Raw genomic sequence first — 12,889 nt, 5'->3', positions numbered from 1 at the left:
CTGAATGCTAAAATAGTTTGTATTCAACACCTAACATTATTCCAAATCGGTTTTCTGTATATAGTTCACCTAAATCCAATCCCAATCCTACGTTATAGTTTAATCTTGGCTGCCGGCTTGAGCTCCCTTCCACTTCGAAATAGAAAGAATGATTTACCTTTTTGAGCTCATCCAAAGGACGAAGTTCCGCACATACTGTTTGAGGACGTGCATTACACTCTGATGGCGGAAGGGGCTGAATGATCTGCTCCGGGTAAGTCCCGTAATTCCTGCTGAAAGTATATAGCAGCTTATAATTTAGCTGGTTGGTTAGATTACCTGATAACCCTGTATGGTGAGCAATGATAATATTGTTGTAAGTGGGTCGGCCCGATGAACCATCCGAACCATCTGTCAGGATCAAGGGGTTACCAATTACCCTTCGGCCGTACGTCCAGCCGGTTCTATATATTCCATTATAATAATAACTGGCTGTTCCATAAGGCTCGTAGTCGAATGAATCCTGTTTTTTTGTATTGATGTGCTCCCACAAAATATTTTGTACCAAGGATGTTCCTTTTGGCTTTATGTTTAGGCCCCAAACTCCATCCCAGGGACTTCTAAACTGAGTAGACACCTTGTCCTCAAGATAGAATAGCCGGTAAGCTCTCAGGTCAACCTTATCGAAGAAAAGTCCCAGGCTGAAATCATAAGCTGCTACCGAGTTTCCAACAGCATTGGACTGCTCTCCGCCCGGTGCATCAGGATCGCTGGAGCCGCTTGCAAACACTACTTCCTTAAAAGTCCCCCAGCCTGAAGGCAATTTTCCTCGACTACCCTGACTTACACCTGCCCATTGAACATTATGAACTATACCAGCAACTGCTTCATAAAAAGAATGTTTAATACTTAGGTAAAAATATTTCTCGTGCAAATAAGCATCTCTGACAAACCGGTCGTTTTCAAACCAGCCATGACCAAAGAGGCCTTTATAACGGATAATGCCCTGGGTTCCCGGGACATCTAAGAACCCATCTGTTGTAAAAGCAATTTTGGGGATGGGGGTTGCATTCCGGCTGTACATGAATGAACCCGTGGAAAGTTCATTTTCTTTTTTCGTGAGAGGATCGATAAACCTACCTCCCAAGAACTTAAAATCGAAGGCTCGGATCTCTAAATAAGCTTTATCAAAAAAAATAGAGGGGTCATCGCTGATCCGGGAAGAGATACTTACACCGGTTTCAATATCAAAATTTTCGTCCTCAAATAGCTTCGAGGTGGCTTCAATGTAGTTTAATGTATTTGCTGAATTCTGATCGACTCTCCCATCCCTGTTAGCATGCATCCAAAAAGGGAGATCTTGATTGAGACCATCTGGGTTAATCATGAATTCAAAACCTGTGATAAGATCTATGGATGGTCTTTCAGTGTCCGATTGAGCAATTAATTGTCCTTGAAAAAAGAATGCCATACCTAAAAAGAGTACGGGCATTCTACTTTTTATTATTGAACTAAAGATCTTCATCAGCGGGAATAAATTCTTGTTTTCGTTCATAAAGCTTAGAAACAAGGTAGGAAGAAACATTCAAAATTCGAATTAAGATCAGATTGGCTGTCAAGATCCCAACCAATTCTTCTTTTGGAACAGAAACCGCTCCCGACATTTCAAGTGCCACAGTCACAAATAATACATCGGTACTCGGTAAAAAGGGGATTCGGGATGATAGAATTTGCACTGCAGAAAAGGTAAACCAAACCGGTATAGCAATGTCAGGCCGGGCCACATGCCATTGCAAGATCTGTATTACATTTATGAAAATAATACGTCCCGCATGTAATGAAAATATTTTAATACTGTCTGCCCTGCTTAGCCCAAAGATCGCCTTGCGAAATTTATACACTAAGGCCACCGCGACCACAACACCCAAAGCAATCAGCAACCACCCCCAATGATCGATCCCGCTAATGTACTCGTTAATATTGATATAGCCCTTGGTGATGAAGAATATGAGCAAGAACAGAGTTACTATCCCAGAAGCAAGAGAAGACAATACGTTATTGTCTTTAATAAAAAGGAAAAGTTCTTTTGCCGTTTCACCAATGTACTTCTTTGCCCAAATATACAGATATACTTCTCCTGAATATCCCACAACATCTGTATTGAGAACTTTCTTTTGAATAAATACAGGTAACGAATCTCTAAAAGAGATCGGCCATTTGATCCGATATATAAATACCTCTGCTACGGGTAAGGAAAAGTAAATAACAAAATAGAGGAAGTAGAAGAGCGGGATCCTGGGAAGTGATTCCAGTACATCATATAACCCAATATCATAAAGCTGGTAGACCAGGTATCCAATAATAGCAAACTGAACAATATACCGTGCAGTTTTTTTGAGAAGCTCTTTCTTATCAGTTTCAAGTTTCATTCGAAGAGGTATCGCTTACTTCTGCCTCGGGGTATGACTTGCCTTTTATTTTGTTGTCTTCAGCAAGGCGTTTCCATACCCTATCCGAAAACTCATAAAATGGTTGTTTCTCATGATACCATCCAAAATGCAAACAATAAGGAGTAACCATCATATAGTCTCCTTTTCCGGGAATCAAAGAGAAAAATCCTATTAACAATTTCTTAAGCCAATTTGTCTTTAACCCCCGAATGGAATACACAAAATCGTTACAGTAATATTTGCACTTCACGTACTCAAATTCATCATCATGCTCGGTAAGCAGATTAATGTAATCTAGCTGGGGACTGGTATGTCCCTGGAACCATGGATAGATCGGTATATTCAGCTTCGACATAGCCATGGCTAAACTCCACTCACATGATTCCTCTGTACGCCCTTGTTCCTTTTTTCGGCTCTGGAAATGTGTTTCGGATTTACGATCCAGCATTTCTTTAGCAAGTTCGCATGCTTTCTTGGTTAATGTATAGTCTGAGGCATACATGAGTCCGGTTTGAGCCCTGCTCAAATAGGTAAGTCCAAATCTTTTTAGGGTACGTTTTCGACGAAGGAAGATAATATCTTTAAGTACCCCAATGCTTTTAGGAGCCCCGAAGAAGTTGTCAGAGATCAAATTTCCTGTTACGGTAAACTCATATGGATCTAAAGCCATCCAAAGCCGGTCGGGATCTTTACACCATGCAATATCGCTATCAAGAAAAAGGTTCTTTTCAAAATAAAGGTGTTGATAGAAATTATGCTTAAACCCAACTATAGAAGCATGTTCTTCGGGTAAGTCAAATACAAAGTCAAAAAGCGAGTCGAGATTATGCTTTTTAACAAGCCGTTTATGGTTTTCAGTACACACCAGTGCTATTGGTCGCTCTGTATCGTATCGTCGAAGAGTTGTCGCAGAAGCAACTGCGTGTTCCAAATATTTGGGGTGCCCGTAGCTTATGTACACGTACCCTTCTTTACCAAACTTGTCTTTTTTAACCGGTGTTAGCATTAAGTTATATCGACCACTTATTTTTAACCAAAGATAGCCTTTTAATATACTTTAATCGAGTATAATTACATCTAATATTTTCTGCATTAGTCTTTGGTTTTAAACAATTCATGCGACATCGATCTATTCAGTTTTTTGCTTATTAATCCCTACCTTGATCTCTGTTGAAAAAAATATCAATCCTTAACCGGAATAATGAGTATAGATTCCGAACTGCAAAAAGGCGCCTTTGTCAATTTTTTAGGTGTGATTGGAAAGGTAGCTACTCCCCTTTTTCTGATACTTGTGAACCGGCTTTATGGTCCTGATGTGTTTGGTATCTACATCACGGCCATGATCACCGTTGAGATCGTTATTGCTTTTCTGACCTCCGGCTTTAAAGACGGGGCACTTATTTTTGTAGCTCGTTATGCAGATGATAAAGGTGAACAGACCCTCCTCTACCGCTCATTATGTAATGCATTCGGGTGGAGTATTGGGTTTTCTGTTATCGTACTGATCTTCGGTTTTTTATTTGGTGAACGGCTCCTTGAGTTCATCTATGCCGATGATTTCAATGCAGGATTATTCATCGTTTTTAAGTTTATGCTATTTGCAATACCCTTCATGGCATTTGAGCGTGTGGTTCTTGCCGCTACACAAGGTTTAATGATCATGAAGTATGACGCCCTCAGTAATGGCTGGATCAGGCCTATTGCGCTCTTATTCTTTGCGGTATTTTTCTGGTTTATTTATCCGGATCTAAAAGGCATTGCCCTTGCATACCTTTGCACGCAACTTACTCTGTTTTTGATCTCAGTATGGGTGTACAGCAGGCAACTTAGCTGGAAGAAATTATGGTATGGATTCAGGAATTTCAGCATAGACAAACAGTTGCTTGATTTTGCTATTCCTCAAAATATAAATATGACTTTAAACCGGTTCATAACAGGCATTGATGTGCTTATGCTCCCAGCTTTTGGTTTTAGTGCTACCGTAGTTGGTTTCTATGGAGCGGGTGCTATGATAATACGAGAGGTAAAAGCCATCAAAGGGATTTTTTCTACCGCTTTTTCACCTTTTATCGTTCGATTTCATAAAGAATCGGAAACCGAAAAGCTCTCCCATAATTTTTCAAGAACAGCCGGTTGGATCGCCACATTAACTATTCCGGTCCTCCTTCTGATAGCGGTCTTCAAACAAGATCTCTTGTCCATAATACATCCGGAATACGGGGGTACTTCTACATTTATGTACTTTTTGCTGCTCATCCCTTATTCCTACTGTTCCTTCAGCCTTGCAGGAAATATTGTAGCTATGACCGGGCATTCAAAACTAACACTGTTGAACAGCCTTTTTGTAAGTGCTTTGAATATCATTCTAAACTTTATCCTGATCCCGGTGCTTGGGATCACAGGTGCAGCTATATCCTCTGCAACAGCAATGATCTTATTGAATATACTTGAGGTTTGGGAAGCAAATTATGTAAGCGGGGCAAAATTATACTTTAAAGAAATTTATAAACCACATCTGGCTGCCCTGATTTCTTCTGGAATATTCATCCTTTTGATCAATACTTTTCCTTTATTGTCTTATTCAATACAAGGAAAAATAGTTTTATTCCTTATCACTTTAGGTATTTATAGCTTGGTGATAGGTACTTCACAAATAAAAAGATTGATCGCCAAGATCAGAGAGCTGCTTTAGCCATTTGCCCTTTCAGCCCTTTTGCGGAGACTGCTCATCAGTGAGTCAAACCCTTTCTGATTAATGATCCGCTGAAATTGACGGTTGTAGGAACCGGCGGTAGAAACATCATCTATTTCCATATCGGTGATCACCCATTCACCATTCTCCAGCTCCATTTCATAATTAACAGGAGTTCGCACGTTGTCAAGTTCAGCAAGGGTTTCAATGCGGGCATCACCATCGTTAGACTCAATAGAGGTATAAGTTACTTTAGCGCGGTATATATCCAGCTTGTTCAGTGACTGATCACGGACAATGGTCGAAAATAGCTCAACAAATTCATTCCGCTCTTCCTCAGAAATTGTATCGAAGGTATCATCAAGAGCCTCTCTTGCCATGGCTTCAAAATCGATCACCCCATTTATGATCTCTTTGAGTTCTGCTCTTTGGGCATCAGTATATTCCGTTCCCTCAGCTCCTAAAAGCTCTTTGATCTGCTCGTCTCTTTCTTCAAGCATACCCCTGATCTCATCATTCGCATTCTGAGCAATAGCACTGCTTAGAAGAACCAGGCTGAGTAAAAATGTGATAACTGTTGTCTCTAAAAATTTTATCATGTTCATATAATCAATTTGTGATCAGTGTTGTTAACGGGATACCTGCCGATTTATTCAATTTGGCGAGTGAAGAATTATATTCAAATATTCGCTGCTTAAGCTGAAGTTTAAGTTCAAGCTCTTTTCTCATAGCATCGATAAGGTCCTTTGCATCACCCATACCAAAATCATAGTCCAATTGTTCCTGTCTCAGCCATCTTTTGGAAGTAACAAGAGCATTATCGGTTTGTTCCACTTTTACATTGGCCAGGGAAGCCGTTCTGTAATTGTTATTCACTTCAAGCAAAATACCGTCTTTTGCAGCATCCTTTGCATAAGTGACTTTATTAAGTTCAATTTTACTTCGTTCTAAAGATGCTTTTATGGAGAAAAAATTGAGATCTTGCCTGATGGTCAACCCAAATCCTCCGTTAAAGAGATTGGTAGTATTTTGAATAAAGGGATTTGACTGTCTTGGACGATTTGGAGTATTTGCAAAATTGATGTAACCCGCTAAATACAATCCCGGGAGTTTCTGCTTTTTCAGTGAAGACATATAGGTCTCTGTAGCTTCTCTCCCAACTTCCAAAGCCTTTAACTCGGGGCGATTTCCAAATGCGGCTTGCTGATAAAATTCAATCGTTTCAATATCTGATGAAATAGGGTCCAGAAAACGCACTTCAGGTTCGTAGATCTCATTTAGATCATTTCTTAAAATATAATTCCAGGTTTCCCTTACAAAAGCCATATTCTCAAAAACCTCGGCCTTTTGGATCTCGAATTCAGACTTAAAGATCTCGAATTTGAAGATCTCTGAATCATCCAGATCGGAATCACCGTCTTCCTGCATGTCATTCAGCTGTCGCTCAATTTGGTTCACCTTATCCTGAGCTTCATCCAGTAACCGTTCGATCTCAAGTGCAAGTACATAGCTAAAATAAAGGTCGAACAGCCTGATCTCGAGATCAGTCTTTTGGGCTTCGAAACTATATTGTGCAGCCTCCGCTCCCAATCGGGCTGCTTCAACAGCTTTATTGATAGCACCCCAGGTGAATACCGGCTGTGCAGCTGAAAGTTGGAATCGGGTGAAAATTGCCCAGTCGTCCCAGTCATTTCGCAGATTCGGATCGAGGTAATACTCGTCTTCCGGCCTATTGGGATCATCACTTTTTACACCGGGAACCAGCCCATGTTGACTATCAAAGCTTAAATTCGGCAGGTAACGCTGCGCCTTGGCCTGATCAACTCTGTTCTCGGCAAGTTCTACGTCCTGTCGCTGGTACTCTACCTGACCGGAGTTATCTATTGCTTTTGCCAGAAAGGTATCGAAATCAATACTCAGCGTATCCTGTGCATATATTGCTGTATTAAAAAGATACAGAATAGATATAGTAAAAAAGAGAATTCGTGCTGTCATAAAGTATTTGGGTTTGAAGCGTAACGAATGCACGATGATAATATTTAATATCTTATATATAAAACAAAAATAGCCCCAAATGGGGCTATTTTTTAAAGCGGAGAGCGAGGGATTCGAACCCCCGGAGACCGTGAGGCCTCAACGGTTTTCAAGACCGCCGCATTCGACCACTCTGCCAGCTCTCCTAATTTTCACTGAGTGCCTGAGCACCCGATACAATTTCAGAAATTTCTGTAGTAATTGCGCTTTGTCGTGCCTGATTGTATTTCAATCTAAGCTCCTTCTCAAGATCCTTCGCATTTTCAGTTGCACTGTCCATTGCGGTCATTCTTGCTCCCTGTTCAGAAGCATTTGATTCAAGCACTGAACGCCATAGCTGCATGTTCAGATGCAAAGGAAGCAATCGATCTAAGATCGCCTGAGAATTTGGCTCGTAAAGGTAATCAATAGCTTGTTCAGATGCATTATCGGATTTTACATTTCCGATATTTTCTGCGTCAATTGGCAGTACTTGCTGAACTTTTCGGTTCTGAGCGATCACGGATTTGAATTCGTTAAAAGCAATATAAACTTCATCAAATTCACCTTTGATAAACTGCTCAGTTGCTGTCTCCATTATTGATGAAGTGGCATCATATTGGATGTCATCAAAAAAACCGGGAAAGCTTTCGATCACATTATATTTCCTTTTCTTAAAGTAGGCTGTAGCCTTCTTACCGATAGCTACAACGGAAAGACTTTTGTTATCCAGATGTTTCTGAAAATTTGAATGAAGCTGTTTCTCAACTTCCTTAAAAAGGTTGTTATTGAAACCACCACATAAACCACGATCAGAACCAACGATGATAAATAATACGTTCTCAACTTCTTCAGGCTTACGCATTACAGGATTGGATACATTATTAGACCCTGTCAAACGCCCTGCAACTTCCGCTATTTTGGAAGCATAGGGACGAGTTCGGGTCATCTTTTCCTGTGCTTTTCTAAGCTTGGCAGCAGCCACCATTTTCATGGCCTTGGTGATCTGCTGAGTATTATTTACAGATGATATCCGGTTCCGTATATCTCGAAGGTTCGCCATCGATAATGTCTATTTAATTGGTTGCCGTAATCTGATCGATCACTGAATTTGCGATCTCTATCAGTTGTTCACCGAATGTATCAGAAAGAGTACCGCTTAATGCAAGAGCATCCATCTCTTTTTCATACTTGATACCTACAGTTTCAAGGAATTGAGCCTCAAATTCCGAGATCTGAGTTACCTCGAGCTTATTCAGCAATCCTTCGTCATTCACTTTCAGAAGCGCGATTTGCTGCTCAACAGGCAGTGGCTGATATTCACCCTGCTTAAGCAATTCAACAGTACGTTCACCGGTTCTAAGCTGTGCCTGAGTTGAAGCATCAAGATCGGAACCGAACTTGGCAAATGCCTCCAGCTCACGATACTGAGCCAGGTCAAGCTTCAGGGTACCGGAAAGTTTCTTCATGGATTTAACCTGAGCAGAACCACCTACACGTGATACAGAAGTACCAACGTCGATAGCGGGACGAATACCCTGGTTAAACAAGTCAGTATCAAGGAAGATCTGACCGTCCGTAATCGAAATTACATTTGTTGGAATATAAGCTGAAACATCACCGGCCTGAGTTTCAATAACAGGAAGTGCTGTTAAAGACCCCCCTCCTTTTACATGCGGCTTAAGTTCTTCAGGGATGTTGTTCATCTGCTTGGCTACTTTATCATCATTGATGATCTTGGCAGCACGCTCTAATAAACGACTGTGCAGGTAGAATACATCACCCGGATATGCTTCACGTCCCGGAGGTCGCTTCAATAGCAGAGAAAGTTCACGGTATGCAACAGCTTGTTTTGAGAGATCATCATAGATCACCAGAGCATGTCGGCCGGTATCACGGAAGTATTCCCCAATAGCAGCACCTGCAAAAGGAGCAATGTAACGCATAGGAGCAGACACACTGGCCGGAGCGGCTACAATAGTGGTGTACTCCATCGCTCCGTTCTCTTCAAGAACTTTACGAATGTTAGCTACAGTAGAACCTTTTTGACCAACAGCTACATAAATACAGAATACAGGTTTTTCAGTATCCTGAGTTTCCTTTTGGTTGATGATGGTATCAATCGCTACGGCTGTTTTACCTGTTTGGCGGTCACCAATGATAAGCTCTCGCTGTCCACGACCGATCGGGATCAAAGAGTCAATTGATTTCAGTCCGGTTTGCAGAGGCTCGGTTACAGGTTCACGGTAGATCACTCCGGGAGCCTTACGCTCTAAAGGTAACCGAATGGTTTTTCCTGTAATAGCACCTTTACCATCAATGGGATTCCCAAGTGGATCAATTACGCGTCCTAAAAGGCCTTCGCCAACATTCATAGAGGCGATATCATTGGTTCTTTTTACCGTATGACCTTCTTCCACGGCACTTGAAGAACCGAAGAGAACGATACCTACGTTGTCCTCCTCAAGGTTAAGTACCATACCGGTAACACTTTTACCGTTTTGATCTTTTGAATCCGGTAATTCAACCAATTCACCTGCTTGTACTTTTGACAGCCCGTAAACACGAGCGATACCGTCTCCTACTTCAAGAACGGTACCTACATCATACGTATCAGCTTCGTTGTCGAAGCCTGAAAGTTGCTTTCGTAGTATGGCTGAAACTTCGTCTGGTCTGACTTGACTCATTGTATATATCTGATTAAAAAAATGTTGTAATTTTATCCCGCAGCAGCGCTAAGGAATACATCTTCAAGCTGTTCTAATTTATACTTAACAGTGGCATTGATAACCGTATCATCGATCTTTACGGCCATACCACCTCTAAGGTTTTCCTGTACAATTGTGGAGATCTTCACCGTTTTCCCGGTTACTTCCTCCAGTTTTTGCTTAACATCAGCAAGTTGCTTGTCATCTAACTCTTTAGCCACAAACACTTCTGCTAAAATAATACCGGTATGCTCATTGTATTTTTCAACAAAAGCAGCTACGATCTGATCCAACATATTCTGTCGGTTCTTACGTGCAATAAGTGTTATATATTTATGCACCAGCTCACTTACTTTCCCTCCAAAAATTGCGTCTAATGCCGCAACTTTCTTATCAGGATTGATCACAGGACTTCTCAAGAACACGAGTAAATCACGCGACTCATCGATAGTTCCTTTAATAAGGAGTATATCTTCAAGTACACGATCTAAGATGTCTTGTTCTTTAGCAAGCTCCAAAAGTGCAGTGGCGTAGCGGCGTGCCGCTTTAGATACCAGCATAAATTATAGTTAGTTTTTATTGAGGTCGGATAAAAAATTATCCACCAGCTTGTTATTCTTCGCATTATCAAGCTCGGCATCAATAATAATAGAAGCGGATTTTACTGCTAGTTTAGCTACCTCTTCTCGTAATTCTACCAATGCTTGATCTTTTTCTTGCTCAATAGAAGCTCTTGCCTGCTCAATAAGCTGAGCGGCTTCTTCTTTAGCCTTGCTGATGCGCTCTGAACGGATCAGTTCTGCTTCTTCTACGGCTTCCTTACGTATTTGCTGAGCTTTGATCTCAGCGTCACGCAGAGCTTTCTCGTTGTCTTTGGAGATTTTTTCTGCTTTTGCAATTGCTTGCTCTGCAGACTCCAAGGATTCCTTGATATTTCGTTCTCGCTCCTGGAGCGCCGTCATTATTGGAGGTACGGCATACTTTATCATTACAAAAAGAAATGCGATCAAAGAAACTAAGATCCAGATCGCAAATCCGGTGTTAAATGACAGTAAGCCTCCTCCGCCTGCTAAAAGGAAAGTCATAGATAATTACCTATTATTGACCAATTCCAAGAGCAAGAAGAATACATATAACGGCACCAAGAAGAGCAACACCTTCAATAAAGGCTGCTGTCAAAATCATAGCGCCACGGATGTCACCGGAAGCTTCAGGCTGACGTGCAATACTTTCTGTAGCCGCCTTACCAATCATTCCGATTCCAAGTCCGGCACCAAGTGCTACGATTCCTGCGCCAATACCAGCTGCTAATAATCCCATAGTTCTGTTTGTTTAGTTAGTTATTGATTTGTTGTTAGTTCAGTTAGCTGAAACTTCTTCAGCAATATGTTCTGTGTGATATCCTTCTTCTGCATGCGCATGATCTTCGGCCGCCATCCCAATAAATACTGCGGATAGCAAGGTAAAGATGTATGCCTGCAATAATGCTACAAATACTTTTAATGCGTACAGCACAACAGTCAACGACACTGAGAAAATCCCAACGCCATAAGCTGCTCCTGCCCCAAACAGATCAGCGAAAATAAATACCAATCCGAGAATGGCAATAATCATGATCTTTCCTGACAACATGTTGGCAAAAAGACGTATGGCCAGTGCGAATGGCTTGGTAAACATACCAAGGATCTCAACCGGAGTTAAAATAACACGCACCCATGTCGGTACACCCGGGAACCAAAATATGTGTGCCCAATAATCTTTTGTCCCGCTAAATTGAGTGATCAAAAATGTCACAAATGCCAAGGTTGCTGTCACCGTAAGGTCTGCGGTTGCAGTTGCTGCCCAAGGTAACAACCCGAATAAATTCATAAAGGAGATGCCCATAAACATCGTAAAGAGAAAGGGAACGTAACGATCAGCCTTGTGGTGATCAATATTATCACGAGCTACATCATCCCGAATAAAAACAAATAATACTTCAAATATATTATGAAATGCTCCTTGTGGCTCAACCGTTCTCCCAATACCGCGCTTATACCTGCGGGCAGCCATCACAGTAAGAATAAGAGCTAAAAGCATCCCCATCCAAAAATAGATCAAGTGAGAGGTAATAGAGAGATCTATAATAATATGTCCTCCATTGGCGGGAACTAAAGCACCCTCTTCATTTTCAACAAACTCCCCTGATTCCAGGACTGATTTCGTTGACAAGTATGCGCTTAATTGCGACTCCCCTTCAGCAGATTCCCAATAAAAAATCCTTGGTAAATAGATCTTACCGCCATTAATGAATCCGGGAACCTTAAAGTAATCATGATCAGCAACAGTACCCATCACATCGAGTACCTGAGCTTCATCTTGCTCAGACGAGTCAGCGGCGAATGTATTTGAAGTGCTAATCGATAAAAATAAAAGAGTTAAAAAAACTCGACGCAGGGTTTGAACCATTTTAACTGCTACTCTTTTGTAGAATTTTGTTTAAAAAAATCATTTCCGTTACAGATTGGCAAAGATAGGAAATTATGAAACTAACTGTAAAGTAGAATTCATCAATTTTTGTTGCTCCAAGCAAAATTCCGAACAAAACTAATACCAGCAAAAACCTAACCGCTATTGAAAAGAAAAAAACCTGCGTAAAGAGCCTATTTTCTACATTTTTGAAGGTGTCAAAGATCCAAGCACTGCTACTTACGAAGATAGCACTGAGCATGACCCCCGATAATACTGCTATCCCTTGACTCTCTCCTATCAAAAAGAAGCCCAGACTTAAGAGCATGAGAGCTCCAGAAAATAATAATGTGCCCCTCAGAACCGAATCATTTAGTTTTACCATTATCCCTTCTATTAAGCTTGCTATTAATTCGGGCGATCATCAAGCCAAATGCTACCATAGCAAAAAAAACACCTGCCAGTATAAATACCGGAGATGTTTCAAAAAAATCATCCAGGAAGTATCCTGTTAATATAGGTATAGCCAGGGAAGCTGCGATCTCAGCTCCCAAACCGAGATATTCTGCGTATTTTTTTGGTAACCCGTTTCTAGTCAA

13 protein-coding genes and 1 tRNA gene are annotated in these 12,889 nt (G+C 41.1%); 1 reads left to right on the top strand and 13 read right to left on the bottom strand.

The genetic code is table 11. The features are described 5' to 3' along the window. Positions 1 to 7 precede the first annotated feature (7 nt). From ACFSVN_RS13040 to ACFSVN_RS13030, 3 genes are read right to left on the bottom strand one after another with little or no spacing between them, the layout of a single operon-like run. Positions 8 to 1,450 (bottom strand): capsule assembly Wzi family protein, encoded by a 1,443-nt coding sequence (locus tag ACFSVN_RS13040; RefSeq protein ID WP_390303592.1) that lies wholly within the window; start codon positions 1,448 to 1,450, stop codon positions 8 to 10. Between the two features lie 40 nt (positions 1,451 to 1,490). After that, on the bottom strand, positions 1,491 to 2,408 hold the full coding sequence (locus tag ACFSVN_RS13035) for a hypothetical protein (protein ID WP_390303589.1): 918 nt from the start codon (positions 2,406 to 2,408) through the stop codon (positions 1,491 to 1,493). Further along, complete coding sequence (locus tag ACFSVN_RS13030) at positions 2,398 to 3,435, bottom strand: hypothetical protein (protein ID WP_390303586.1); 1,038 nt, start codon at positions 3,433 to 3,435, stop codon at positions 2,398 to 2,400. Before ACFSVN_RS13030 ends, ACFSVN_RS13035 begins: the two co-directional genes overlap by 11 nt. Positions 3,436 to 3,630: 195 nt before the next feature. Here ACFSVN_RS13030 and ACFSVN_RS13025 point away from each other — a divergent pair, with 195 nt between their 5' ends. Further along, positions 3,631 to 5,121, top strand: coding sequence for an oligosaccharide flippase family protein (locus ACFSVN_RS13025; RefSeq protein ID WP_390303584.1), 1,491 nt, complete (start codon positions 3,631 to 3,633; stop codon positions 5,119 to 5,121). Here ACFSVN_RS13025 and ACFSVN_RS13020 read toward each other — a convergent pair. From ACFSVN_RS13020 to ACFSVN_RS12975, 10 genes are all read right to left on the bottom strand, one after another. Then, complete coding sequence (locus tag ACFSVN_RS13020; protein WP_390303582.1) at positions 5,118 to 5,720, bottom strand: MlaC/ttg2D family ABC transporter substrate-binding protein; 603 nt, start codon at positions 5,718 to 5,720, stop codon at positions 5,118 to 5,120. The genes ACFSVN_RS13025 and ACFSVN_RS13020 overlap by 4 nt on opposite strands. A 10-nt stretch (positions 5,721 to 5,730) precedes the next feature. Next, positions 5,731 to 7,116, bottom strand: coding sequence for a TolC family protein (locus tag ACFSVN_RS13015; RefSeq protein WP_390303579.1), 1,386 nt, complete (start codon positions 7,114 to 7,116; stop codon positions 5,731 to 5,733). 98 nt (positions 7,117 to 7,214) lie between these two features. Next, positions 7,215 to 7,301, bottom strand: a tRNA-Ser gene (locus tag ACFSVN_RS13010). Continuing rightward, positions 7,301 to 8,197, bottom strand: coding sequence for an ATP synthase F1 subunit gamma (gene atpG, locus ACFSVN_RS13005; RefSeq protein ID WP_390303576.1), 897 nt, complete (start codon positions 8,195 to 8,197; stop codon positions 7,301 to 7,303). The genes ACFSVN_RS13010 and atpG overlap by 1 nt, the downstream gene beginning before the upstream one ends. A 13-nt stretch (positions 8,198 to 8,210) precedes the next feature. Beyond that, positions 8,211 to 9,821 carry a F0F1 ATP synthase subunit alpha gene (atpA, locus tag ACFSVN_RS13000; protein ID WP_390303573.1) on the bottom strand — a complete coding sequence of 537 codons (1,611 nt, stop codon included), beginning with the start codon at positions 9,819 to 9,821 and terminating at the stop codon, positions 8,211 to 8,213. Between the two features lie 32 nt (positions 9,822 to 9,853). After that, positions 9,854 to 10,402: an ATP synthase F1 subunit delta gene (gene atpH, locus ACFSVN_RS12995; RefSeq protein ID WP_390303570.1), complete on the bottom strand. Its 549-nt coding sequence runs from the start codon at positions 10,400 to 10,402 to the stop codon at positions 9,854 to 9,856. Between the two features lie 9 nt (positions 10,403 to 10,411). Further along, on the bottom strand, positions 10,412 to 10,927 hold the full coding sequence (gene atpF / locus ACFSVN_RS12990) for a F0F1 ATP synthase subunit B (RefSeq protein ID WP_390303567.1): 516 nt from the start codon (positions 10,925 to 10,927) through the stop codon (positions 10,412 to 10,414). A gap of 13 nt (positions 10,928 to 10,940) precedes the next feature. After that, positions 10,941 to 11,162 carry an ATP synthase F0 subunit C gene (gene atpE / locus ACFSVN_RS12985; protein WP_390303564.1) on the bottom strand — a complete coding sequence of 74 codons (222 nt, stop codon included), beginning with the start codon at positions 11,160 to 11,162 and terminating at the stop codon, positions 10,941 to 10,943. 39 nt (positions 11,163 to 11,201) lie between these two features. Next, positions 11,202 to 12,290: a F0F1 ATP synthase subunit A gene (atpB, locus tag ACFSVN_RS12980; protein WP_390303561.1), complete on the bottom strand. Its 1,089-nt coding sequence runs from the start codon at positions 12,288 to 12,290 to the stop codon at positions 11,202 to 11,204. 368 nt (positions 12,291 to 12,658) lie between these two features. Then, positions 12,659 to 12,889, bottom strand: coding sequence for an AtpZ/AtpI family protein (locus tag ACFSVN_RS12975; RefSeq protein ID WP_390303558.1), 231 nt, complete (start codon positions 12,887 to 12,889; stop codon positions 12,659 to 12,661).

This window comes from Gracilimonas halophila, assembly GCF_042684365.1.
Lineage (GTDB): Bacteria > Bacteroidota > Rhodothermia > Balneolales > Balneolaceae > Gracilimonas > Gracilimonas halophila.
The sequence above is the reverse complement of the archived record's forward strand: the minus strand, read 5'-3'. Positions and strand labels throughout refer to the sequence as shown.